Source organism: Pseudomonas sp. LAIL14HWK12:I1 (assembly GCF_003202095.1).
GTDB lineage: Bacteria > Pseudomonadota > Gammaproteobacteria > Pseudomonadales > Pseudomonadaceae > Aquipseudomonas > Aquipseudomonas monteilii.
The window spans coordinates 190,940-214,611 of record NZ_QJKG01000006.1; the positions used below are offsets into that span (position 1 = coordinate 190,940).

The 23,672-nt window shown below is 62.1% G+C and carries 20 protein-coding genes; 6 read left to right on the top strand and 14 right to left on the bottom strand.

Annotation, left to right across the window (positions count from 1 at the left end; translation table 11 throughout):
* Nucleotides 1-17: 17 nt before the first annotated feature.
* From D906_RS16955 to hisN, 9 genes are all read right to left on the bottom strand, one after another.
* Nucleotides 18-1,217, bottom strand: a complete 1,200-nt coding sequence (locus D906_RS16955) for a benzoate/H(+) symporter BenE family transporter (RefSeq protein WP_027615551.1) — start codon at nucleotides 1,215-1,217, stop codon at nucleotides 18-20.
* Between the two features lie 54 nt (nucleotides 1,218-1,271).
* Complete coding sequence (locus D906_RS16960) at nucleotides 1,272-2,600, bottom strand: aromatic acid/H+ symport family MFS transporter (protein ID WP_019096255.1); 1,329 nt, start codon at nucleotides 2,598-2,600, stop codon at nucleotides 1,272-1,274.
* Nucleotides 2,601-2,657: 57 nt separating this feature from the next.
* Entirely contained in the window at nucleotides 2,658-3,419 is a 762-nt protein-coding gene (locus D906_RS16965) for a 1,6-dihydroxycyclohexa-2,4-diene-1-carboxylate dehydrogenase (protein ID WP_019096256.1), read from the bottom strand.
* A 21-nt stretch (nucleotides 3,420-3,440) separates the two neighbouring features.
* Nucleotides 3,441-4,451 carry a benzoate 1,2-dioxygenase electron transfer component BenC gene (gene benC / locus D906_RS16970; protein ID WP_027609265.1) on the bottom strand — a complete coding sequence of 337 codons (1,011 nt, stop codon included), beginning with the start codon at nucleotides 4,449-4,451 and terminating at the stop codon, nucleotides 3,441-3,443.
* Between the two features lie 72 nt (nucleotides 4,452-4,523).
* Nucleotides 4,524-5,009 (bottom strand): benzoate 1,2-dioxygenase small subunit, encoded by a 486-nt coding sequence (benB, locus tag D906_RS16975; RefSeq protein ID WP_027609266.1) that lies wholly within the window; start codon nucleotides 5,007-5,009, stop codon nucleotides 4,524-4,526.
* Nucleotides 5,006-6,364 (bottom strand): benzoate 1,2-dioxygenase large subunit, encoded by a 1,359-nt coding sequence (benA, locus tag D906_RS16980; protein ID WP_019096258.1) that lies wholly within the window; start codon nucleotides 6,362-6,364, stop codon nucleotides 5,006-5,008. The genes benB and benA overlap by 4 nt, the downstream gene beginning before the upstream one ends.
* Before the next feature lie 147 nt (nucleotides 6,365-6,511).
* The gene (locus tag D906_RS16985) at nucleotides 6,512-7,468 is read right to left on the bottom strand and encodes an AraC family transcriptional regulator (protein ID WP_025754138.1); all 957 of its coding nucleotides are present in this window, start codon (nucleotides 7,466-7,468) and stop codon (nucleotides 6,512-6,514) included.
* Between the two features lie 329 nt (nucleotides 7,469-7,797).
* Nucleotides 7,798-8,529 (bottom strand): hypothetical protein, encoded by a 732-nt coding sequence (locus D906_RS16990; protein WP_025754139.1) that lies wholly within the window; start codon nucleotides 8,527-8,529, stop codon nucleotides 7,798-7,800.
* Nucleotides 8,530-8,643: 114 nt separating this feature from the next.
* Entirely contained in the window at nucleotides 8,644-9,435 is a 792-nt protein-coding gene (gene hisN, locus D906_RS16995; RefSeq protein WP_027615550.1) for a histidinol-phosphatase, read from the bottom strand.
* A gap of 130 nt (nucleotides 9,436-9,565) precedes the next feature.
* Between hisN and D906_RS17000 the strand changes: the two genes are divergently transcribed.
* A complete protein-coding gene (locus tag D906_RS17000; RefSeq protein ID WP_019096261.1) occupies nucleotides 9,566-10,456 on the top strand; it encodes a universal stress protein in 891 nt (296 codons plus the stop codon).
* Between the two features lie 223 nt (nucleotides 10,457-10,679).
* The gene (locus D906_RS17005; RefSeq protein WP_027615549.1) at nucleotides 10,680-12,824 is read left to right on the top strand and encodes a TonB-dependent siderophore receptor; all 2,145 of its coding nucleotides are present in this window, start codon (nucleotides 10,680-10,682) and stop codon (nucleotides 12,822-12,824) included.
* 32 nt (nucleotides 12,825-12,856) lie between these two features.
* On the opposite strand, the gene D906_RS17010 is transcribed toward D906_RS17005, so the two are convergent.
* The 3 genes from D906_RS17010 to D906_RS17020 form a co-directional block, all read right to left on the bottom strand.
* The gene (locus tag D906_RS17010) at nucleotides 12,857-13,378 is read right to left on the bottom strand and encodes an acyloxyacyl hydrolase (protein ID WP_019096263.1); all 522 of its coding nucleotides are present in this window, start codon (nucleotides 13,376-13,378) and stop codon (nucleotides 12,857-12,859) included.
* Nucleotides 13,379-13,702: 324 nt separating this feature from the next.
* Nucleotides 13,703-14,146, bottom strand: a complete 444-nt coding sequence (locus D906_RS17015) for a hypothetical protein (protein WP_027615548.1) — start codon at nucleotides 14,144-14,146, stop codon at nucleotides 13,703-13,705.
* 133 nt (nucleotides 14,147-14,279) lie between these two features.
* Nucleotides 14,280-15,149, bottom strand: a complete 870-nt coding sequence (locus D906_RS17020) for a LysR family transcriptional regulator (RefSeq protein ID WP_019096265.1) — start codon at nucleotides 15,147-15,149, stop codon at nucleotides 14,280-14,282.
* A gap of 106 nt (nucleotides 15,150-15,255) precedes the next feature.
* Here D906_RS17020 and D906_RS17025 point away from each other — a divergent pair, with 106 nt between their 5' ends.
* Nucleotides 15,256-16,641, top strand: a complete 1,386-nt coding sequence (locus tag D906_RS17025) for an aldehyde dehydrogenase family protein (RefSeq protein ID WP_019096266.1) — start codon at nucleotides 15,256-15,258, stop codon at nucleotides 16,639-16,641.
* Between the two features lie 38 nt (nucleotides 16,642-16,679).
* Here D906_RS17025 and D906_RS17030 read toward each other — a convergent pair whose 3' ends face one another.
* Both D906_RS17030 and D906_RS17035 read right to left on the bottom strand, forming a co-directional pair.
* The gene (locus D906_RS17030; protein WP_027609268.1) at nucleotides 16,680-18,590 is read right to left on the bottom strand and encodes an AAA family ATPase; all 1,911 of its coding nucleotides are present in this window, start codon (nucleotides 18,588-18,590) and stop codon (nucleotides 16,680-16,682) included.
* Between the two features lie 59 nt (nucleotides 18,591-18,649).
* The gene (locus tag D906_RS17035; protein ID WP_019096267.1) at nucleotides 18,650-19,549 is read right to left on the bottom strand and encodes a helix-turn-helix domain-containing protein; all 900 of its coding nucleotides are present in this window, start codon (nucleotides 19,547-19,549) and stop codon (nucleotides 18,650-18,652) included.
* 183 nt (nucleotides 19,550-19,732) lie between these two features.
* On the opposite strand from D906_RS17035, the gene D906_RS17040 reads away from it, so the two are divergent.
* The 3 genes from D906_RS17040 (at nucleotide 19,733) to D906_RS17050 (ending at nucleotide 23,555) form a co-directional block, all read left to right on the top strand.
* The gene (locus D906_RS17040; protein WP_016715275.1) at nucleotides 19,733-21,091 is read left to right on the top strand and encodes a glutamine synthetase family protein; all 1,359 of its coding nucleotides are present in this window, start codon (nucleotides 19,733-19,735) and stop codon (nucleotides 21,089-21,091) included.
* Between the two features lie 66 nt (nucleotides 21,092-21,157).
* Complete coding sequence (locus tag D906_RS17045) at nucleotides 21,158-22,246, top strand: polyamine ABC transporter substrate-binding protein (RefSeq protein WP_027609269.1); 1,089 nt, start codon at nucleotides 21,158-21,160, stop codon at nucleotides 22,244-22,246.
* A gap of 13 nt (nucleotides 22,247-22,259) precedes the next feature.
* Complete coding sequence (locus D906_RS17050; protein WP_019096269.1) at nucleotides 22,260-23,555, top strand: FAD-binding oxidoreductase; 1,296 nt, start codon at nucleotides 22,260-22,262, stop codon at nucleotides 23,553-23,555.
* Nucleotides 23,556-23,672 lie beyond the last annotated feature (117 nt).

Below are 23,672 nucleotides of genomic sequence, written 5' to 3' on the forward strand. Positions count from 1 at the left end.
GTTGGGAACACGGCAGTTCATGGGGTACGGCGCAGCACCTCCCGGGCACGTGGCCGATGTAACCTGAGCAGCGCATGGGCCAGCAGGCCGAACAGCAGCCCCCAGAACGCCGCCGACAGCCCCAGGAACGCCACCCCCGAAGCGGTGACCAGGAAGGTGAACAGCCCGGCGTCGCGCTCGGCCGGCTCTGCCAGGCTACGGGCCAGGGCCTCGCTGATGGCGCTATACAGGGCCAAGCCGGCCAGGGCAGCGATCAGTGCGGCTGGAAAGGCGGCGAACAGCGACATCAACGTGGCGCCGGCAATGCCCAGCAGCAGGTACAGCGCACTGCCAGCCACCGCCGCTACATAACGCCGCCGAGGGTTTTCATGGGCTTCATGGCCGGTGCACAGGCTGGCGGTAACCGCCGCCAGGTTCAGCCCGTGACAGCCGAACGGCGCCAGCAGCGCTCCAGCCAGGGCACTGGCGCTGATCAACGGGCTGGCGGGTGTGGCGTAGCCGGCGTTGCGCAGTACCGCCATGCCTGGCATGAACTGCCCGGTGAGCGCCACCAGCACCATTGGCAAGGCCAGGCTGAATACCGCCGAAAGGCTGAACTGCGGCGTGACCCACTGTGGCGAAGCCAGCTCCAGCACCAGTGCATCGCTGCGAAACGCCCCGCTGCCAACGGTCACCAGGGTGCCCACGCACAGCACCGCCGCCACTGCATAGCGTGGCTGTAGCCGGCGCATCAGCACGTAGGTAACGAACATCGTCAGCACCAGCAGCGGCTGCACTGGCAGGGCGCGGAACACTTCGATGCCGAAGCTGAACAGAATGCCCGCCTGCATGCCGGCAGCGATGGAGCCCGGCAGGCGGACGATAATGCGGTCGAAGGCCCCGCTGATGCCGATCATCAGCAGCACCAGATTGGCCACCAGGTAAGCCCCCACGGCCTGCTCCAGGCCGAGCTGCGGCAAGGCGGTGACCAGCAGCGCGGAACCTGGAATCGACCAGGCGATCACCACAGGTACCCGGTAGCGCAGGCTGAGCAGTGCGCCGAGCACGGCACTGCCCATGGACACGGCCCAGACCCAGGATGACAACTGTTGGTGGGACAGGCCGGCGGCTTCGGCGGCGTGGAAGATGATGACCAACGGGCCTGCGTAGGAGATCAGCGTGGCGATGCAGCCGGCGACGATGGCGGACAGCGAGCTGTCCTTGATCAGGGTTTTCATGGGACCTCTGGCAAGGCATCGGCCGGGCGCGGTGCCCGGCGCTTGTTCTTCGGGTTATGCCTGCGCCGCAAGGGCCTGAGCTTGCCGACGGCCACTGGCCAGGTGCACAGCCATGGCCAGCGCAGCGATTGCGCCAGGGATGGCGAAGGCGATGAAGTTGAGTTGCAGCGGCAGGTTGATGCCCATCAGCGCGCCGCCCAGCAGCGGGCCGACGATGGCACCATTGCGACCGATGCCCGAGGCCCAGCCCAGGCCGGTGGAGCGCACCGACAGGCCGTACATTTGCGCAGCGCCCGCATACAACAGGATCTGCGTGCCGATGGTGGTGGCGCCGGCAATGAAGATCAGCAGGTAAAGCACCGGCATCGGGCTGTTCACCCCCAGCAAGCTGATCGACAGCGCAGCGGCAATGAAGAATGCCACCTTCACCTTGACCAGGTTGTAGCGGTCGCCCAGCCAGCCGCCCAGAATTGCCCCGGCCATGCCGCCAAAGTTCAGCGCCAGCAGGAACGACAGGCTCGAACCCAGGCTGTAGCCCGCGTTGGCCATCAGTTTCGGCAGCCAGGAACTGAGTGCATAGACCATCAACAGGCAGCAGAAGAACGCCAGCCACAACGCCAGTGTGCGTATGGCCAGGCCATTGCGGAACAGCTCCAGTACCGATGCCCCGCTGCCTTTGCGGTCAGCGGCCTGCAACACGTCATCCGCCTGTACATCGCATTCTGGGTCCAGCCGTTTCAACAGTTTGCGAGCTTCTTCGGTACGGCCCTGGCGCACCAGGAAACCGATCGATTCAGGCAGGTAGTAGAGAATCACCGGCAACAGCAGCAGTGGTACGGCAGCGGCGAAGAACATCGACTCCCAACCAAAGCGCGGCAGCATGAAGATGCCCACGCCTGCCGACAGCATGCCGCCCAGCGAGTAGCCACTGAACATGATCGCCACCAGCGTGCTGCGCAGGCGCTTGGGCGCATATTCGTTCATCAGTGCCACGGCGTTGGGCATCAGGCCGCCGCAGCCCAGGCCAGCGATGAAACGGTAGATGCCGAACTCGCTCGGGCTGCTGGCAAAGCCATTGAGAATGGTTGCCCCCGAGAACAAGGCGAAACAGATGGCAATGCCCTTCTTGCGCCCGATACGGTCGGCCAGGCTGCCGAATGCCAAGGCGCCGAACATCATGCCGAACAGCGCGTAGCTGCCCAGCGCACCGGCCTGCAACGGGGTAAGCCCCCACTCTTTCATGATGACCGGCAGTACCACGCCGTAGATGAACAGGTCATAGCCGTCGAAGATCAGCAGCAGGCCACACCAGGCCATGACCATCCAGTGGAACGGGGTAAAGCGCGCGTTATCGATGATCGGGTGTACGTCAAGGGTTCGCATGGCATCTGTCGCTCTTGTTTTTGTTGTGAGGGAAAGCTGTTGCCTTGAGGTTGCTGCTCAGCCGAGGTCGCCGCCTCCTACCGGCAAGGTCACGCCGGTGATGTATGAGGCTTCGTCAGAGGCAAGGAACAGAATCGCGCCCACTTGCTCGTCGATGCTGCCGTAGCGGTGCATCAGGCTGCTGTCGAGGGTCTGGTCGACGATCTGCTGGTACCAGTGTTTTTCCTGTTCGCTTTGTTCGGCGCTGTTGCGTGGCACGCGACGGGGTGGCGCTTCGGTGCCGCCGGGTGCGGTGGCGTTGACGCGGATGCCACGGCCAGCGGTTTCAAAGGCCAGGCACGCGGTGAGCGCGTTGACGCCGCCCTTGGCCGCGCCATAAGGCACCCGGTTAACGCCACGGGTGGCGATGGACGAGACGTTGACGATGGCGCCGCTGCCGCGTTCGAGCATGTAGGGCAGCGCGGCATGGCAGCACCACAGGGTGGGGAACAGCGAGCGGCGCACCTCGGCCTCGATCTGCTCCACCTCGTAGTGTTCGAAAGGCTTGGCCCAGATGGTGCCGCCGACGTTGTTGACCAGGATGTCGAGGCGGCCGAAGGTTTCCACTGCACTGGCCATGACACGGGCGCAGTCGGCGTGTTGTTCGAGGTCGGCGGTGAGTGTAAGCATGCCCTCGCCTGCCAGCTCGTGGACCAGTTCGGAACGGTCTACCGCCACCACTTGCGCGCCTTCGGCCTTCAGCCGCCAGCACACGCCACGGCCGATGCCTTGAGCGGCACCGGTGACCAGCGCGACCTTGCCTTGGAATCGGTTGTTCATGTGTTTCTCCTGCTTGATCCGTCAGGCCGCTGCCGCGAACTTCTCGTAGTAGAAGTTGGCCGGGGTAATGCCCTGTTCGCGTACGTACTGGCTGACCGCTTCCACCATGGGTGGCGGCCCGCACAGGTACAGGTCCACATCGCCATCGTTCAGGTGGCGCGGCTCGATGTGCTGGGTCACATAGCCCTTCTGCGGGTACTGGCTGTCCGGGTTGGCTACGCAGGCGCTGAAGGTGAAGTTGGGGATACGCGCTGCAAAGTCTTGCAGCCGATCCAGCTCGACCAGGTCGAAGTCATTGGTCACGCCATAGATCAGATGCAACGGGTGCTCACTGCCCTGCTCGGCGATCTTCTCCAGCATCGCGGTGAACGGGGCAAGACCAGTGCCGCCAGCCAGCAACAACAGCGGGCGCTGGATTGGCCGCAGGTAGAAGCTGCCCAACGGCCCCGCCAGGCTCATGCTGTCGCCGGCCTTGGCCAGGTTGGTCAGGAAGCTGCTCATCAAACCGCCCGGCACGTTGCGGATCAGGAAGCTGACTTCGCCGTCCTTCTGCAACGAACTGAACGAATAGGCACGGCTCTGCTCGCTGCCCGGCACCTTGAGGTTGACGTACTGCCCCGGCAGGAAGGCCAGGCGGCTGAGGGCCTCGCCCTTGATCGACAGGGCAATGGTGCTGGCCGACAGCTGGCGTACTTCGCTGATGGCCGCCTCGAAGCTGGCCTGTTCGGTCTTGCACAACTGCGACGAGGCCGGAATGCGGATGACGCAGTCGCTTTCAGCGCGCATTTGGCAGGTCAGTACGTAGCCTTCGGCAATTTCGTCTTCGTTCAGGGCGTCTTCGATGAAGTTGTCGCCTAAGTCGTAGCGGCCAGATTCGGCCTTGCACTTGCAGGTGCCGCAGGCGCCGTCGCGGCAGTCCAGCGGGATGTTGATGCCTTGGCGGTAGGCAGCGTCGGCCACGGTTTCATGGCCGGTGGCTTCAATGAAACGGGTAACCCCGTCTTCGAAATTCAGTGCGATCTGGTAGCTCATGTTGCACCTCGCGGGCGAGCCGGCCCACGGCGCGTCGCAGGACGCACCGGGCAATGCTCGCAAAACCCTGTATCAGATGTGGTAGATGTCGATGACCTGGCGCACGTAGTCGTTCTTCAGCACCACTTTCTTGGCCTTGATCAGCGGCTGCTCGCCGCGCAGGTCGAGGGTGTAGAAGCTGGTACCGAAGTAACTGTCGGTGGTCTTGTAGCGGAAGCTCAGGGTGTGCCAGTTGAAACGCACCTGACAGCTGCCCTCGCACTGCGAGACGATCTCGATGTTGCTGATGTTGTGCGAGGTGCGGGTATCCGGCACGGTCGCACTGGAGCGCTCAGTCTTGATACGGAACACGCGGTCTTCCAGGCCGCCACGGTTGCCGTACCAGATCAGCGAGATTTCGCTTTGCGGATCGATGGTGAGGGTGTCATCGTCATCCCAGCTCGGCATCCAGAAGCTGGCGTCGCTGGCGTACAGCTCCAGCCACTGGTCCCACTGGGCGTCGTCCAGGTAGCGCGCTTCGCGGTAGAGGAAGTCGCGCACGGTTTCATACAGGCTCATTGCACGGCCTCCACAGGGATCAGCTGCTGTTCGTCCTTCAGGGCCTGGATCATGGTGTCCTGCCAGTACTTGTGCTGCAGCACGAACAGGCCTTCGTCCTCGGTGCGCACGCCAGACAGCAGCGGATGGAGCTCGATCTCTTTAGCGGCTTCATCGGCGCCTTCGACCCAGTGCTTCGCGCCACGGGACATGTCGTTCCAGCCAGTGCCGCCGCCGTAGCCGGTCTGGCAGGAGCGGAACTCTTCCAGGTCGTCCGGGGTGGCCATGCCGCTGACGTTGAAGAAGTCTTCGTACTGGCGAATGCGCTTGGCGCGGGCATCGGCGCTCTCGCCTTTGGGCGCGATGCAGTAGATGGTGATTTCGGTCTTGTTCACCGAAATCGGCCGCGCAACGCGGATCTGCGAGCTGAACTGGTCCATCAGGTACACGTTCGGGTACAGGCACAGGTTGCGCGAGTTCTCGATCATCCAGTCGGCACGGGCCTGGCCGAAGTCGGCAGCCAGCTGGTCCCGGCGCTCGTAGGCCGGGCGGTCTTCCGGGTTGGCCCAGCGGGTCCACAGCAGCAGGTGGCCATGGTCGAAGGAATAGAAGCCCCCGCCTTGCTTGGCCCAGGCGCCGGCGCTCATGGTCTTGATCTCGTCACCGGCTTCACGCTGCTTGCGCTGGTTCTGGGTAGCGGCGTAGTTCCAGTGCACGGAGCTGACGTGGTAGCCATCGGCGCCGTTTTCGGCGGTGAGCTTCCAGTTGCCTTCGTAGATGTACGAGCTGGCACCGCGCAGCACTTCCAGGCCTTCTGGCGACTGGTCGACGATCATGTCGATGATCTTGGCCGATTCACCCAAATGTTCTACCAGCGGTTTTACATCGGCATTCAGGCTGCCGAACAAAAAGCCCCGGTACGACTCGAAGCGCGCCACCTTGGTCAAGTCGTGGGAGCCGTCGCAGTTGAAGCTGTCGGGGTAGCCGGCGTTGCTGGGGTCTTTCACCTTCAGCAGTTTGCCGCTGTTATTGAACGTCCAGCCGTGGAACGGGCAGGTGTAGCTGGAGCGGTTGCCGCGCTTGTGCCGGCACAACATGGCGCCGCGGTGGCTGCAGGCGTTGAGGAAGGCATTGAGCTCACCGTCCTTGTTGCGCGCGATGAAAATCGGCTGGCGCCCCATGGTCAGGGTGAGGAAGTCGTTCTTTTCGGGGATCTGGCTTTCATGGGCCAGGTAGATCCAGTTGCCCTCGAAGATGTGTTTCATCTCCAGGTCGAACAGGCGTGGGTCGGTGAACATCTCGCGCTTGCAGCGGTAGATGCCCTTTTCACGGTCGTCCTCGAGCATGGCATTGAGGTAGTCGAATCCCAGGGACATGGCCAGGGTCTCCCTTGTTATTGTTTAGACCTGGTCAGTTTGGGCGCTGGTATTAGGCGGGAGTATCCGGTTTGTGCGCAGTGATATCCGTTTTGTGCAGGTTAACGGACCTCTTCGCGGGCGAACCCCATGAAGAGACCCGCGAGTTCAGCGCCGCTTGCGTAAGGTTTCCGAGGGCAGCTCGCCAAATTGCTGCCGATACACTTCGGAGAACCGCCCCAAGTGCAGGAAGCCATAGTCCATGGCCAGCTCGGTCACGCTGCGTACCGAGCAAGTGGCATCGCCCAGGCAGGCACGCACCTGCTCCAGTTTGCGCTGGCGTACGTACTGCTTGGGTGTAGTGCCCAGTTGCCGGTCAAACAACGCGTACAACGAGCGCAAGCTCATGCACGCCTGCTCCGCCAGCGCCTCGGCTGTCAGCTCAAGCTTCAGATTACGGTCGATGTGGTCGATGATTCGCTCAAGGCTAGCCCCTGGCGAACCCAGGCTTTCGCGGCGGATATTGGTGCTCATCAGGGTTAGCAACTTGCTGGCGACAATCTGGCTGTAGTGCCCCTGCACGCGCGGCAGCGAATCGGTCACTTCCGCTTCGTGGCAAACCATGGCCAGCAGGTTCACGAACCCGTCCAGCTCATCCAGCCGGTAATGGTTGCGCAAGAACCGAACACCGCCTTCTGGCCGATGCCAACGCTGTTCGTCGCAGATCGAATCCAGTAGCCGGGTGGGCACCTTGAGGATGAACTTCTCGCAGTCTTCCGAATAGGTCAGGTCAACCGGGTCGTCGGGGTTGATCAGCAACAGCTCGCCCGGCACGAGGTGATGCTCGCGCTTGTGCCCGCGCCACAGGCAGTTGCCGTTGAGCAACACTTGCAGGTGGTAGATGGTTTCCAGCGCCGGCGAGGTAACGCGCACGCTGCCGCCGTAGCTGATGCGGCACAGGTCGAGTTCGGCGAACTTGCGGTGGCTGAGGCTGGCTTGAGGGTGGGTGGTGCGCGACAGACCGATGCAATGCTGGCCTACGTGCTGGTTCACATAATCGGACACAGCATAAGGGTCGGCGTGATGAAACACGCTACTGCGCTCGCTCAGCAGGCGGCTTTCCATAGGCAAGGCACTCGGTATCGTTATTGTTCTGGTCGCCGCCTCCTACCGCCTTGTGGGCAGTGGTCGCGGTCGTCACGGTCATTCTATCGGGCCGGTTGCGGGTCGCGGGGGCAGGCGACAACCGGCGGATAGCCACACTACAGCAAAAAGGTGGGGGTTGGGCAATGTGGAGAAGGGATTGGATGGGCGGATAGCGGACATGCCGAGGGAAACCAGTGTTCGTTTATCGAACGGTAATTACAACATCCTGAGCATGGAATACCACATAGCAATGGCACACCAAGATAATTGTGTAACTAGCAAAAATATCAATATGATTTGACGATCTTTCACTGCACCGGCAGAAAATTCATCAACAGCAGGCTTTGCGCGTAATTCAGGCCAATCCGCCGATAACGCTCATCCAGCAACTCCGCCAGCAGATCCAGCCGCGCAACGATTTTGCCAAACTCCACGGCAAAACTCAGGTTACTGCCCTCTTCGGAGATCTCGTTGGAGAACAGCAGCAGCACCCCATTCGCGTCCTGCCGCTGGCTGAGCATCCAGGTCGCCTTCTCGATATTGCGCGCCGCGTTGTTGACGAACAGCGGGTCGATGGTATCGGTCATATAGAACTCGGTACGCCCACCATGCGCGGTAATCAGCATGCTGCCGATGGCGTAAATGAAGGCGCCAACACGATCACCGCGAAACTCCGGGCTCAGGGCGTAGCTCAATGCCGCCAGGTCGCGGCGGTTGCCCAGTTGCGGCAATGGCTGGCGTTGCTCGATGGCGATGCGGATCTGTCGCTCGGCGGTGGCGGCGTCGATGTAGCCAGACATCTTCCACTGGTTGGGATTGCGCTGGTACAGCTTGTTCATCAGCAGGTACAGGCTTTGCAGGTTGTCACGCATGGACAGCGTGGCCATGCGGTCGACGCTGGTCTGGAACAGCTCGCTGGGCTTGCCGTTGCCGAACTGATTAACGATGTCACGGCCTTGCTCCTGGGTGCAGGCGCACAGGCATGTGAGGGCGCCTGCCAGCAACAGGCGGGAGAAGAAACTTGGGTAGCTTGCAACCATCGGCACCGGGTCGATATTCGGCGGCTGCCTTGGGGGTCAAGGCAGCCTGGCCAAGCATAGAGCCTCGAAAACGGAAAAAGTGCAGTGGTTGGGGATTTGCGGACGACGCTTCAACTACATGGCGTGGCGCAACATCTCCACGACCTGCGCATGCAACGCCGGGTCACCACACGCCACCACGCAACCACCATGCTGCGCCGAGCTACCATCCCAAGCCGTAATCACCCCACCTGCTCCCTCGATGATCGGCATCAATGCCTGCACGTCATACGGCTGCAGGCTGGCCTCTACGATCACATCGACAAAGCCCGAAGCCAGCATGCAGTAGGCATAGCAATCACCGCCATAACGCATCAACCGCGCCCGGCCGGCAACGGCCTCGAACGCAGCCTTGCGCTCGACGGTATCGAACATGTCGGGGGTGGTGCACATCAGCGTGGCCGAGGCCAGGTCGGCGCAGGCACGGGTTTTCAGCGGCGTGCCGCTGCGCCACGCACCTTCAGGGGTGCCGACAAAGCGTTCGCCAGTGAACGGCTGGTTCATCACGCCAACCACTGGGCGCGTGCCGTCGTTCAGGGCAATCAACGTTCCCCACAGCGGCAGGCCGGTGATGAAGGCACGAGTGCCGTCGATTGGGTCGAGCACCCAGGTCAACGGGCTGCTGCCGACGGCGACACCCGCTTCCTCACCCAGAATACCGTGGTCGGGGTAACGGGCCTGGATCAGCTCACGCATGGCGTCTTCCGCCGCCTTGTCGGCTACGGTGACAGGGTCGTACAAACGCCCGCCCTTGTCCTCGACAGCCAGGCTGGCACGGAAATAAGGCTGGATCGCCACAGCGGCAGCATCGGCCAACTGCTCGGCAAAGGTGCGCAATTCACCGATCTGTTCAGCACTCAGGGACATGGGACGGCCTCAGGACAATGATTAGGGGCAGCATCATACCCGATCGCCAGCCTGCTGCTCATGCAGCCTGAAGCGAACTAGACTGAACAAGACCAGAGCACCGGGGGGCTGCCACACGTGGAGGTGTGAGATGAGCCAGTTCAAGCGTTTGTTCGTCATGCTCGGCCCGCAAATGCGCCATACGCCCGCGCTGCAACGCGCAGCGGCGCTGGCGGAGTCCAGCGGCGCACTGCTGGATATCAACGTTTTCGTCGATGATGTCGACACCTTTGGCTTGATGAGCGATGGTCGCGAACGTGAGCGGCTGCTCAGCGACAACCGCCAGTGGCTGGCGGACGAGGCCGAACAGTTGGGCGATGCAGGCCTGGACGTGTCCACCGAGCTGTTATTGACCCGCGACCCGCTGGGCAGTGTGCTGGAGCGGGTCGAGCGGCTGGGTTGCGACCTGCTGGTCAAGGACGTGCAGCACGAACCGATTCTCAAACGCCTGCTGGTCACGCCCCTGGACTGGCAACTGCTCAAGGACAGCCCGGTCGCCGTGCACCTGGTGAGCGACATCCGCCTGCCCCTGCCCCGGCAGATTGCCGCAGCGGTGGACCTGAACAGCCACGGCGCAGGTGAACACCTGGATGAACAGGTCATACAGACTGCCCATGCCTTGGCGCTGCAATGCAACGGCGAGCTCCATCTGCTGCATGTGTGCGATGCAGCCAAGACCCATATCGCCGATTTTGGTGCGGGTACGGTAACCATGCCTGGCTTCGACAGCAGCGTGCGTACCGCGCAGCGGGCAGCGTTCAACCGCCTGGGTGACCATCATCAGATTCCGCTGGAGCGCAGGCACTTCCTGGAAGGAGCAGCGATCAGGGCGATTGCCCAGTTTGTCGGCCACAGCCGGGCCGATGTGATTGTCATGGGCAGCCACCGGCATGACGCGATGCAGACGTTCCTGGGCGGGACCACGGCCCATGTACTGGAGCATCCGTTGTGTAATGTGCTGGCGATCAAGGCCGTTCACTGAGTTCTGGCATATCTGAACCGGCCGCTTCCCGGGATAACCCGCTCCCTTAGGGATATTAATGGTGGGAGCGGTTTACCTGCGTAGAGACCGGGGTGTATTTCACCGGTTGGTATTTGGTACACCAGTGCCACACAAAAAGAATGCATTTGATAATGATTCGTAGTAATTTCGCGGCGCTTCCCTACCCTTTCCCTCAGCGCCCCACTCCAGGATCGTACCGTCGATGCGTCGCACGTTCGTTTCGCTTTGTGTGCTTCATGCTGTCTCCCCGCTGGCCTTTGCCGAGCCCGAACCGCTCAGCGACCCTGCCCAGATTGAACTCCAGGCTTTGAACATCACCAGCAACGCCGACAGCGAACGCGCCGACGGCCCGGTCTTTGGCTACAAGGCCACCCGCTCGGCCAGCGCCACCCGCACCGACACGGCGCTGCACGAAACGCCGCAGTCGGTCAGCGTGGTGCCCAAGGATGTGCTGACCGATACGGCCAGCACCCGCCTGCAAGACGCCCTGGACTATGCCGGTGGCGTGGGCCGCGCCAACAACTTTGGCGGGCAGGGCCTGACCACGGTCACTGTCCGTGGTTTCACCACTGGCGAGTACTACCGCAACGGCTTCCCGATGAACCGCGGTTACCCGAATGCGCCTGATGCCAACAGCGTCGAGCGTCTGGAAGTGATCCGTGGCCCGGCCAGCAGCCTGTACGGCCGTGGCGACCCCGGCGGCACCTTCAATGTGGTTACCAAGCAGCCGCAGGCTGAACAGCAGGTAACCCTGGGCAGCCAGCTCGACGATCAGGGCATGCACCGCGCCACCCTCGACGCCACCGGTGCCTTGAACCAGGACGGCAGCCTGGCCTATCGCCTGAATGTGTTGGGCGAAGGTGGCGACAGCTTCCGCGACAACGTCGAAAGCGAACGCTACGACGTCGCGCCGGTGCTTAGCTGGCAGGTGAACGATGCGACCAAAATCGTCTTTGAAGGCGACTTCATGCGTAACAACCACCCGCTTGACCGCGGCCTGACGCATTACACCAACCAGGCTGGCAGCGCCTCGCGCGATACCAACATCTGGGGCAAAGGCAGCGACAACATGCTGCACAACGATAACAACATGGCGCAGTTGCGTTTCGAGCATGCGCTCAATGATGACTGGACCCTGGGCGGCGGCATGCAGTGGCTGGACGGTACCCTCAAGGGCAACGCCATCGAGGCCAACCGCTTGCAGGCCGATGGCCGGACCCTGGGGCGTAACTTCAACTACCGCAAGCTGGAATGGCGGGACCGCGACTACCAGCTCAACCTGACCGGGCATTTTGACACCGGTGGTTTCAGCCATACGTTGCTTACAGGTGTCGAGTACGAAGACTACGACTACAACTCGATCATCCAGCGTTCGGCTACCACTCCAACGTCCTATCCAATCGACCTTTTCGATCCGGTATATGACCAGTCGCGCCCAGCCCTATTGAGTACACCCACCACCCATGACAAGGAAAACCTCAAAACCTGGGCATTTTTCGTTCAGGACCAGGTTGCCCTGACCGAGCGCCTTAAAGCTTTGGCAGGTGTGCGCTTTGAACGCTTTGAACATGACTATGTCAACAAGCTCAACAGTGCGGGTAACTTCGATAAAGGCGAGAACGGTGTAACCCCGCGGTTCGGCCTGCTGTTTGACCTGACCGATACCGTCGCGGTCTATGCCAACACCGCACGCTCATTCAAGCCCAATAGTGGCGCGCCTGCCGGTGCAACAGGGCGTGGTTTCGACCCCGAGAAAGGCAAGTCCTACGAACTGGGTGTGAAATGGGAGGCACTTGATCGCCAGTTGAGCGTTGACGCGGCGATCTACCACATCGTCAAGGAAAACGTGCTGGCCAACGATCCCAGCGACCCTACCGGCACCTACAAAATCGCAGCCGGCGAAGTGCGCAGCCGTGGCCTGGACATCAACGTTGCCGGCAACATCACGCCTGAGTGGCGGGTGATTGGTGGCTATTCGTACGTGGATGCCCAAGTCACAAAGGACACCAGCCTGCCGACCGGCACGCGCCTGGCAAACATCCCGCGCAACAGCTTCAGCCTGCTCAACACGTATGAATTCCAGGATGGCGTGGCCAAGGGGTTGGGTCTGGGCGTTGGCGTAAAGTATGTGGATGACCGTCAAGGCCAGACCGCCGCGACGACCTACACCATGGAGCAATACACCGTGGTCGACTTGCTGAGCTTCTACCAGGTCAACGAACACGTCCGTCTGAACCTGGATGTGAAGAACGTGTTCAACAAAGGCTATGACGAAGGGGCGTTCAACAGCTATGTGTACCCGGGGGCGCCTCGGACAGTGCAGGCTGGGGTTTCGTATACCTTCTGACGGGTGTGGGGCCGCCTGGCGGCCCCAAACTGCTAGAAACCCTTGCTGTAGAACAGCGAGTACGACTCGATCCCGTCGTTGGGCTGCTTGATGCCCGCGTTGGAGTAATGCATCGCGCGGATGCCCACCTTCTGTTCCCCCGGCAACTTCAAGCCAAAACCGATGCGGTCTTCGAAGTTGACCGAAGAACCCAGACGCTGATCGCCCACGTCGGTCTTGGAGAACGCCGCCAGGCCAATGCCGGCCTCGATGTACGGCGTGTAAGTGAAACCGCTGAATTCATAGGTGAACACCGGGCTGAACGACAGCGAATGTGCGCCACTGGCGTCCCCGCCCTCCCAGTAGGTGTACGCAGCGTCCCAGTATCCGCTCAGATACCCGGTGCTGCTTTCCAGCCATTTCTTGTCCCAGTCGAACGACATGCCAATACGGTAGGTCATGTCGCCTTGGCCGGTGGCGCCAACGGCACCGGACACCTGCGCGGCCTGGGCCAGGTTGGCCCCTGCAAAGGCCAGCACTGCAGCGGCCAGCGACGCTGCTAGACGGGTTTTCATCAACGACTCTCCTGATGGTCTACACGGCAAGCGGGGGCTTGAGCCCCTCGATCTTATGCGGTGCCCGGCCCTTCCAGGCCGGTCACACGAAGTAATATTTTTTTATTATTGTCCAAATAATCAGAAAGTTGAAAGTGAATTGCCACTATTGGCTAATTCGCTTCTTCAAGATGTGCCTCGCCGTGCGCAGGGCTGCAGTTGTATTCCGCCTCAGGGGTTCGAGCACATCCGGGATCAATACATACCCCCGCTCGTCCACCATCTCCAGTTGAAGGCTATGCTCCGACCCGACAGGAGTACATGTGTACTCCTGCCCGTTATCCCTTAACGCCAGTTAAGGCTCACCGTCGTAGGGGCCTTGCCGTTAACAGTCACCATTTGCTGCACCGTCTGCCCTTGAGCGTTACCGGTGACTTTGTATTTGCCAGGCGGCAACTGCACATACAGCAGCGGCCCGGCATCCATGACGCTGAGCACGGGCTGCCCCTGGGCGTTCTGGATATCGATAGTGGCCCCGCTCTGGAACTTGCCTTCCGGCCCCGTGGAAAGCTCTACGTGCAAGTCGTAACCTGGGGTTTTGCGCAGGGCGTTGGCCTCATCCTGGCCGATACCTCCCTGCAGAAAGCGCACGCCGTTCTGTTCCTGTGGTTGTAACTGAACGGCCTGCATATCGATGGGGGCATTGAGGTTGGCGGCGGCTGCCAAGGTCCATGGCATGGCAAAAGCGACCAGCAGTGCCGCACCGAGGGCATAGTGATGGTTACGCATGGTACGACCCTCCTTCAGAGGATGGCTTACCTAGTATCTGATCCTTCAGGCGTATCGGTGTTCGTGCCGATGTGTGGTTACCCTCGTGATATTCGGCACTAACGCATGAAGCGAACGTAAATTTATATAAATATCAGGATGTTGTACGCGCTTCTTCAAGAAGTTTTACAAACATGCTCAAGCTGCGCGATACCGTGCCCCGCCGCCACACCAGCCAGGTTTTCAGGTAGCGGAAATCCTCCGACATCGGCCACGCACTGACGGTGCTGCACCCGGGCATATTGTCGAGCATGCTGCGCGGCATCATGGCCAGGCCTGCGCCAGCGCTGACGCAGGCCAGCATGCCGTGGTAAGACTCCATCTCGTGGATCTTGCCCGGCACCGCCTGGTCCTGCACGAACCAGTTTTCAAAGTGATGGCGGTAGGAGCAGTTGGCACGGAAGGCGTAGATGCTCTCCCCGTTCACGTCCTGTGCACGGGTAACCGGGGCATGGTTGAGCGGCGCGATCACCATCATCTCTTCCTCGAACACGGGCATGCCCTCCAGTGTCGGGTGCAGCACCGGGCCATCGACGAACGCCGCCACCAGGCGACCAGACAACACGCCTTCCAGCATCGTGCCCGAAGGGCCGGTAGACAGGTCCAGGTCGACCTTGGGATAGCGCTGGTTGTAGGCCGCCAGCAGCGCCGGGATGCGCACGGCCGCGGTGCTTTCCAGTGAGCCCAGGGCGAAGGTGCCCTGCGGGTCTTCACCGGCCACGGTCAAACGCGCCTCGTGAACCAGGTCGAGAATGCGCCGGGTGTATTCGAGAAAATTCCAACCGGCAGGCGACAGGCGCAGGCGGCTCTTTTCGCGAATGAACAGTTCAACGCCGAGGTCTTCCTCCAGCTGCTTGATGCGTGTGGTCAGGTTCGACGGCACCCGATGGATGTGCTGCGCGGCGGCACTGATGCTGCCCTGCTCTGCCACGGCCTTGAACATCTCCAGTTGCACCAGGTCCACAGTCTTTCTCCAAACGTGAATGTTTCACTCATTATTATTCAGTTTTCATTAAAGCCATAGCCCACTAGTCTGGCGTCACTGATTAACAACAAAGAGAGTGTCCGCCATGAGCGCGATCAGCAGCCTGACCCACGCCATCTCCCTCGACCCGTACAGCGGCGAGCAGATCGGCGCCTACCCGTTCGACACCGACGCCGCACTGGAAGCGGCGCTGCAACGTGCCAAGGTTGGCTACCGCCAGTGGCGCCAAGTGTCGCTGGGTCAGCGCAGCGAGTACCTGCTCGCCCTGGCCAGCACCCTCGAAGCCAAAGCCGAAGCCTTCGCCCAGATGATCAGCCGCGAAATCGGCAAGCCAGTCGCCCAGGCCCGTGGCGAAGTCAGCAAGTGCGTTGGCCTGTGCCGTTGGTATGCCGAGCACGGCCCGGCCATGCTCGCGCCGGAGCCTACCCAGGTTGAAAAAGCCCGTATCGAATACCGTCCGCTTGGCCCGATCCTGGCCGTGATGCCCTGGAACTTCCCGGTCTGGCAGGTATTGCGCGGCGCCGTGCCGGCGATCCTGGCGGGTAACACGTATGTACTCAAGCATGCGCCGAACGTGATGGGCAGCGCTTACCTGCTGGGCGAGTTGTTCAAGGATGCCGGGCTGCCAGAGGGCGTGTTCGAAGTGCTGAACGTGACCCCGGATGGCGTCACCCGCGCCATCAACGACACGCGCATTGCCGCCGTGACCCTAACCGGCAGCGTACGTGCCGGCATGGCGATCGGTGCCCAGGCCGGTGCCGCGCTGAAGAAGTGCGTGCTGGAGCTGGGTGGTTCCGACCCGTTCATCGTGTTGGCCGACGCCGACCTGGATGCCGCCGTCAAGGCTGCGGTCATCGGCCGCTACCAGAACACCGGCCAGGTCTGCGCCGCGGCCAAGCGTCTGATCGTCGAAGAAAGCATCGTTGACGAATTCACCCGCAAGTTCGTTGAAGCCACCCGTGAACTGAAAGTGGGCAACCCACTGGACGACGACACCTACATTGGCCCGATGGCCCGTTACGACCTGCGCGATGAGCTGGACGGCCAGGTGCAAGCGACCCTCGCCGAAGGCGCCACCCTGCTGCTGGGCGGCAACAAAGTCGAGGGCGTGGCCAACTTCTACGCGCCGACCGTGTTCGCCAACGTCACGCCGGGCATGACGGCGTTCAAGCAGGAGCTGTTCGGGCCGGTGGCCGCGATCATCACTGCCCGTGATGCCGACCATGCGGTGGAGCTGGCAAACGATAGCGAGTTCGGCCTGGCCGCAACCATCTACACCGCCGATTATGCGCTGGCTGAGCGCATGACCGCAGCACTGGATACCGGTGGCGTGTTCATCAACGGTTACTGCGCTTCGGACCCCCGCGTGGCGTTTGGCGGTGTGAAGAAGAGCGGTTTCGGGCGTGAGCTTTCGCACTTTGGTGTGCGTGAGTTCACCAATGCCCAGACGGTGTGGCTGGACCGTAACTGATTGTGTAAATGGGGGCCGCTTTGCGGCCCCCAACAATCTCAATCGCGAACCTGGTCCTTGACCCAGTCCAGCATCCCTCCCGGCACGATCAACTCATGCCGCGCCCGCGAACAGGCGGTGTACAACCCCGCCAGCATCCGCGCCCGCTCATTGCGGTTACCCGCCACCTGAGGCGCCACCATCAGCTCCGGCGACACCATCACCCGGGCGAATTCCATGTTCTTCACGTCCCTTACCCGCCCCAGGAACAACTTGGGTGCCTTGTCCCAACGGTAACGGCTCTTGGCCTTGGCAAAGTGCTCAGGCGTGTAGCCCTTGCGCAGCATGTTGGCCACGGCAACGAAGGCCTTGTCATCGCCCTTGTCCTGCTCCAACGCCTGCCAGCTGGCATAGCGGAACAGCATCGGGTGCCGGGGCCGCGTGCCGTAACGGTACAACTCGATGCAGTCTTCGACGAACAATTCGAAGTCCTTGCGCGCGCTTTTGAGCAGCACGAACGGCACGCCCTGGTGTGTCAGACGCTGGAACCAGCCAAACAGGCCCCATTCGTCATCGACGATCAGCGCCGTGGGCTGTTCCGGCACCGTCACGGCATCGAAGAAGCTGACCCGGGTGTAGTGCTCGGCGCTGCCACTGAAAGCGGCCTGAATCGAGGCCGGGTGCGCCTGAATCAGCGGGTTCAGCACGTTGTCCATCGCCGGCCCGGCACGCAGCGAATGGTCGATGCAGCGCTGGCGAATAAAACCGCCATGGTGCGGACTCAGACCGTTGAGGTTCTGCAGCTCGTCCCCCAGGGCAATGATCGACTGCGGGCTGCGATCAAGCACGGCAAGCATCGGTGCGGACAGCTCGTGGGATTCGTCGACGATGACGTGGGTATAACGGCTGTCGATCACATAGTCGGTCAGTGACAGCAGCTTTACCCGGTGGTAGTCGCGCACCGGTAGCTGGATTTCTCGTGCCGACGGGCGAATCAGTTCCTGCCAGTACGACCTCGCCTTTTCCAGCAGCACCTCTTGGTCCAGCGGCGAGGTGCCCGGCCCGGCCCATGGCAAATGGTGCAATTGCAGCTGGGTGTCGGCGCTGTGGCAGAACGTGCGCACGGCGCGCACGCACAAGGCAACCACATCGCGTGCAGCAACTGGGCCGATGTCGGGAATGGCCAGCCAGCGCACCACCTGTGCGTCCTGCGGGCGCCACGACAGCTTGGTACGGTACGGGTCGCGCAAACGCCAGCCATTGCTGGTGAGGTCGCGGTTCAGCAGCTCGTCTGCCAGCTGGCCGAAGGTCATCGCGGTGTAGGCGGCAGCGTCCTTCACCCGCGCCTGCAGGGCGCGCAACTGGCCCTCGGTCAGTGCCAGCAGCAACGTGCGCTGTGGCTCCAGCAGCCGGGCGAACTGGTGAATCAGGAAGGTTTTGCCGGTGCCGGCGAAGCCTTGCACGGCCACCGACTCGTCTATGCCACTGAGAAACTCGCGCAGCAGGCGGTTTTGCTGATCGCTGAGCATCAGGTCACTGGCCAGGGACGGCAAGTACACCGGGTGCAGCGGTGTGGCCCGCTGGCGGTAGGTGTCGGCGAACTGGAAGCTCCACTGGCCTTCGGCATCCAGCAGCTCGTCTGCGGTGTACTCCACCTCGGCCGACAACAGGGCAATGCCGTTTTCACCCAGCATGCCAAGGCCCATGGCAAAAGCTTCGCGATCGAAGTGCTGCGCCACCTGGCCCTGGAAACGCCCGGGCGCGACGCTTTCGACTTCGTTGGCGATGCGCACGATTCCGGCGAAACGGCGCTCTTGCGCGTCGGCCGATGCGGTGCCGGGCTGGCGTGGGAGGTTTTGCACGAACAGCACTGCGGCGGCGTCGAGCACGCTGGCAGTGGTGAAAAAGTCAGTGTTGGGTTCGCTGGCGAGGCGATCGGCCTGGTCGCTGGGCAAAGGCAGGTAAAACATCGGCACCTCGGGTGGAAACAGGGCGGCACGATAGCAACTTTCGGTAGGGAATGCTGGGTTTAACCCCTGCGCCGCTTCAACGTCTCGCTGGGAAACTCCTTGAACAACTGTTTGTAACTCTCTGAAAACCTTCCCAAATGCCAAAATGACCAGCGCATCGCTACTTCGGCGACCGTTACGCCACCACCGCGCAACAAGTCGCGCCGCGCACCGTTCAGCCTGCGCAACCGCAGCCACTGCGCCGGCGGCATGCCGGTAAATGCCTTGAACGCCTGCTGCAACTGACGCAGGGAAACCCCGGCAACCCCCGCCAACTCCATCAGGTTTAGCGTCTCTTCCGGGCAGTCGGCCGCCCATTCGCTGACCCGGCGCATGATCGCGCGCTCTTCGTCACGGCGCCCCAACGCCACACCCTGCAAGCGCTGACAGGCATTGTCGAGAATGAACAGGCAGTCCTCCAGCAATTGCTCGGCCAAGGCCTGCCCCTGCAGCCGGCAATCCGCGTCGCCCAGGCGCGTCAGCGTGGCGCTCAGCCAGCTACCGAACAAGGCATTCTGCCCGCTGCCCAATGGCACCATGAATAAACCTTCGAGACGCTGCGGGTCCAGCCCATGGCGGGCCAGAAAGGCCTGATCGAACACCACCGCCACCTCCTGGTAGTTCTCCGGCGTGATCCAGATATTGCGGCTTTGCTCGTTCAGCAGGTACAGGCTGTTCTCGCTACGGTCGAAGCAGAACGCCAGCGAACCGCTCGGCGCGCGGAAAAACTGCTCCACCCGGGTATTCAGCCGCTCTTCGTACACCTCCACGCCATCGAGCCCCAGGCAACGCAGTTCACCGCTGAAATGCCCGGGTGACATCTGCCGATACTGTTGCTGCCAGCCAGGGGTGGCGCGCACTTGCTCGGTAACGTCGGTGGTATGAAAAGCCTGGACCTGCAACGCATTGGCGGTTGTCACGCATTGTCCTGTATGCACTCTTTTGGTGCATTCATTGCTGAAGAAAGTGGATAGATTGCCTCGGGGGGCTGCGACCAAGATAGTCTCCAGCGCGTCACCTGGGAAGCGTGATGCCCCGGAAACCCTGAGACGGCTTTCTCGGGCTTACGCGTTCCCACACTAAAACCCAACCAAGAGGTCTGTATGAACGCCCCCTTCGATCAGCTGTACACCTGGCTGAAAGAACACCGCATCACCGAAGTCGAATGCGTGATCAGCGACTTGACCGGCATCGCCCGTGGCAAGATCGCGCCCACCGCCAAGTTCCTCCATGAACGTGGCATGCGCCTGCCAGAAAGCGTGCTGCTGCAGACGGTCACCGGCGACTACGTTGACGATGACATCTACTACAACCTGCTCGACGCCGCCGACATCGACATGGTCTGCCGCCCCGACCCAAGCGCTGTGTACCAGATCCCGTGGGCGATCGAGCCGACTGCGATCGTGATCCACGACACCTTCGACAAACAAGGCAACCCCATTGAGCTGTCGCCGCGCAACGTGCTGAAGAAGGTGCTCAAGCTGTACGCCGACAAAGGCTGGCAGCCGATCGTCGCGCCGGAAATGGAGTTTTACCTGACCAAGCGCTGCGAAGACCCGGACTTGCCACTGCAGGTCCCGCTGGGGCGCTCTGGCCGTGCCGAAAGCGGCCGTCAGTCGTTCTCGATCGATGCCGCCAACGAATTCGACCCGCTGTTCGAAGACGTCTACGACTGGTGCGAGATCCAGGGCCTGGACCTGGATACGCTGATTCACGAAGACGGCCCGGCGCAGATGGAGATCAACTTCCGCCACGGAGACGCGCTGGACCTGGCCGACCAGATCACCGTGTTCAAGCGCACCATGCGTGAGGCAGCCCTCAAGCACAACGTCGCCGCTACCTTCATGGCCAAGCCGATCACCGACGAGCCGGGCAGCGCCATGCACCTGCACCAAAGCGTGGTGGACATCGCCACCGGCAAGCCGATTTTCGCCAATGAAGACGGCAGCATGAGCCCGCTGTTCCTGCACCACATCGGCGGCTTGCAGAAGTACATCCCCAAGCTGCTGCCGATGTTCGCGCCCAACGTCAACTCGTTCCGCCGCTTCCTGCCGGACACCTCGGCACCGGTCAACGTCGAGTGGGGCGAAGAAAACCGCACCGCGGGCTTGCGTGTGCCCACGTCCAGCCCCGAGGCGATGCGCGTGGAAAACCGCCTGCCGGGTGCGGATGCCAACCCGTACCTGGCGATTGCCGCCAGCCTGCTGTGCGGCTATCTGGGCATGGTCGAGCAAATCGACCCCAGCGCGCCGGTACAAGGCCGTGCCTACGAACGGCGCAACCTGCGCTTGCCGATCACCATCGAGGATGCGCTGCAGCACATGGAAGACTGCGAAACCGTGCAGCAGTACCTGGGCAAGCAGTTCGTCCAGGGCTACGTGGCGGTCAAGCGGGCCGAGCACGAGAACTACAAGCGCGTGATCAGCTCGTGGGAGCGCGAGTTCCTGATGCTCAGCGTTTGACCCACACAGGGGGGGCTTGAAGCCCCCTGCACCGAATTCGAAGAACAAGACCAACGAGGTGTCCCCATGCGTCATCTGCAAGCCCTGATACCCGCTGCATTCACCCTGCTGTTCGCCACCACCACCCACGCCACCCCTTCGGTCAGCGTGTACAACTGGACCGACTACATTGGTGACACCACCCTGGCCGACTTCCAGGCCAGCAGCGGGATCAAGGTGGTGTATGACGTGTTCGACTCCAACGAAACCCTCGAAGGCAAACTGCTGGCCGGGCGCACCGGTTATGACGTGGTGGTGCCGTCGAACCACTTCCTCGCCCGCCAGGCCCAGGCCGGTGCCTTCTTGCCGCTGGACCGCAGCAAACTGCCGAACTGGCAGCACCTGGACCCCAAGCTGCTCAAACAGCTTGAACAGAACGACCCAGGTAACCAGTACGCGGTGCCTTACCTGTGGGGTACCAATGGCATCGGCTACAACGTCGATAAGGTCAAGGCGGCTCTAGGCGTGGACCATATCGACTCGTGGGCGGTGCTGTTCGAGCCGGAAAACCTCAAAAAGCTCAAACAGTGCGGCGTGGCCTTCATGGACTCGCCCGATGAACTGTTCCCGGCTGTCCTCAACTACCTGGGCATGGACCCGCGCAGCGAAAAACCGGCCGACTACGCCAAGGCCGAAGCCCGCCTGCTGGAGCTGCGCCCCTACATCACGTACTTCCATTCATCCAAATACGTCTCCGACCTGGCCAATGGCGATGTCTGCGTGGCCTTCGGCTACTCCGGCGACGTGTTCCAGGCCGCCAACCGTGCCGTGGAAGCGAAGAACGGCGTGAAAGTGGCCTACAGCATTCCCAAGGAAGGCAGCAACCTGTGGTTCGACCTGCTGGCCATCCCCAAGGACGCCAGCAACCCCGAGCAGGCCCTGGCATTCATCAACTACCTGCTCGACCCCAAAGTGATCGCCAAGGTCAGCGCAACCGTCGGCTATGCCAATGCCAACCCGGACGCCAAGGCCTACATGGATGCATCGCTGGTCGGCAATCCCGAAATCTACCCACCCCAGGACGTGCTGGACAAACTGTACATCTCCAGCACCCCGAGCCCGAAGATCATGCGCGTCATGACCCGCTCCTGGAGCAAGATCAAGTCCAACCGCTGAGTCGAGAACGCCCATGTCTTTCACTACTCAACACGCCGCTTCGTACTACGCCGCCACGGCGCGCGATGCGGCCCCCTACCCCAGCCTGGACGGCGAACTGACGGCTGACGTATGCGTGGTCGGCGGCGGGCTGACCGGGGTCAATACCGCCCTGGAGCTCGCCGAGCGTGGCCTTTCGGTGGTGCTGCTGGAAGGCCGGCGCATCGGCTGGGGCGCCAGTGGGCGCAATGGCGGCCAGCTGATTCGCGGTATTGGCCACGATGTCAGCGGTTTCGCCCGGCATGTTGGCCAGGACGGCGTGCGTTACCTGAAGCAGGCCGGCATCGATTCGGTGGCGCTGGTGGCCGAGCGTATCGCCCGCTACGGTATTGCCTGCGACCTGCGTTGGGGTTTCTGCGAGCTGGCCAATACACCTGCCCAGTTCGCTGCCTTCAAGGATGAACAGGACGACCTCGCGGCGCTGGGCTATCGCCATGCAACACGCCTGGTCGGTGCGGGGCAGTTGAACGAGATTGTCGCCAGCGACCAGTACGCCGGCGGCCTGGTCGACATGGGCTCGGGCCACTTGCACCCCCTCGACTTGGTCCAGGGCGAAGCCCGTGCCGCGCACGGCCTGGGTGTGCGCATTTTCGAGCAGAGCCCGGTATTGCGCATCGAACACGGACCTTGCGTCACCCTGCACACGGCTCGCGGCAAGGTGCGGGCCAGTAGCCTGGTACTCGGCTGTAACGCCCACCTCGACGAGCTGGAGCCGCGACTGAGCGGCAAGGTGCTGCCAGCCGGCAGTTACGTGGTGGCCACCGAACCATTGCCCGAAGCACTGGCCAGCAGCCTGATTCCGCAGAACATGGCACTGTGCGACCAGAAGGTCGGCCTGGACTACTACCGCCTCACCGCCGACCGCCGCCTGCTGTTTGGCGGCGCCTGCCACTACTCCGGGCGCGACCCCAAGGACATCGCGGCCTATATGCGGCCCAAGGTGCTGAAAGTGTTCCCCCAGCTGGCCAATGTGCGCATCGATTTTCAGTGGGGCGGCATGATCGGCATCACCGCCAACCGCTTCCCCCAGGTTGGGCGCCTGAGCCACCACCAGAACGTATACTACGCCCAAGGCTACTCCGGGCATGGGCTGAACGTGACGCACTGGACGGCGAAACTGCTGGCCGAAAGTATCGCCCTCGGCCATAGCCATGGCCTGGATGTGTTCAGCGCCGTGCCACACCTGACCTTCCCCGGCGGCAAGGCACTGCGCTCGCCGCTACTGGCACTGGGCATGTTGTGGTACCGGTTGCGCGAAGCGTTGGGGTGAGTCCAGCACATGAATTGCGGCGCCAGACAGACCAGGCACCGCAATTCATTGTCCAGATTGAACGCCCCCACTGGCCAACTGCCGCGCACCTGCTAGCGTTGTTCTGGCCGACCTCTC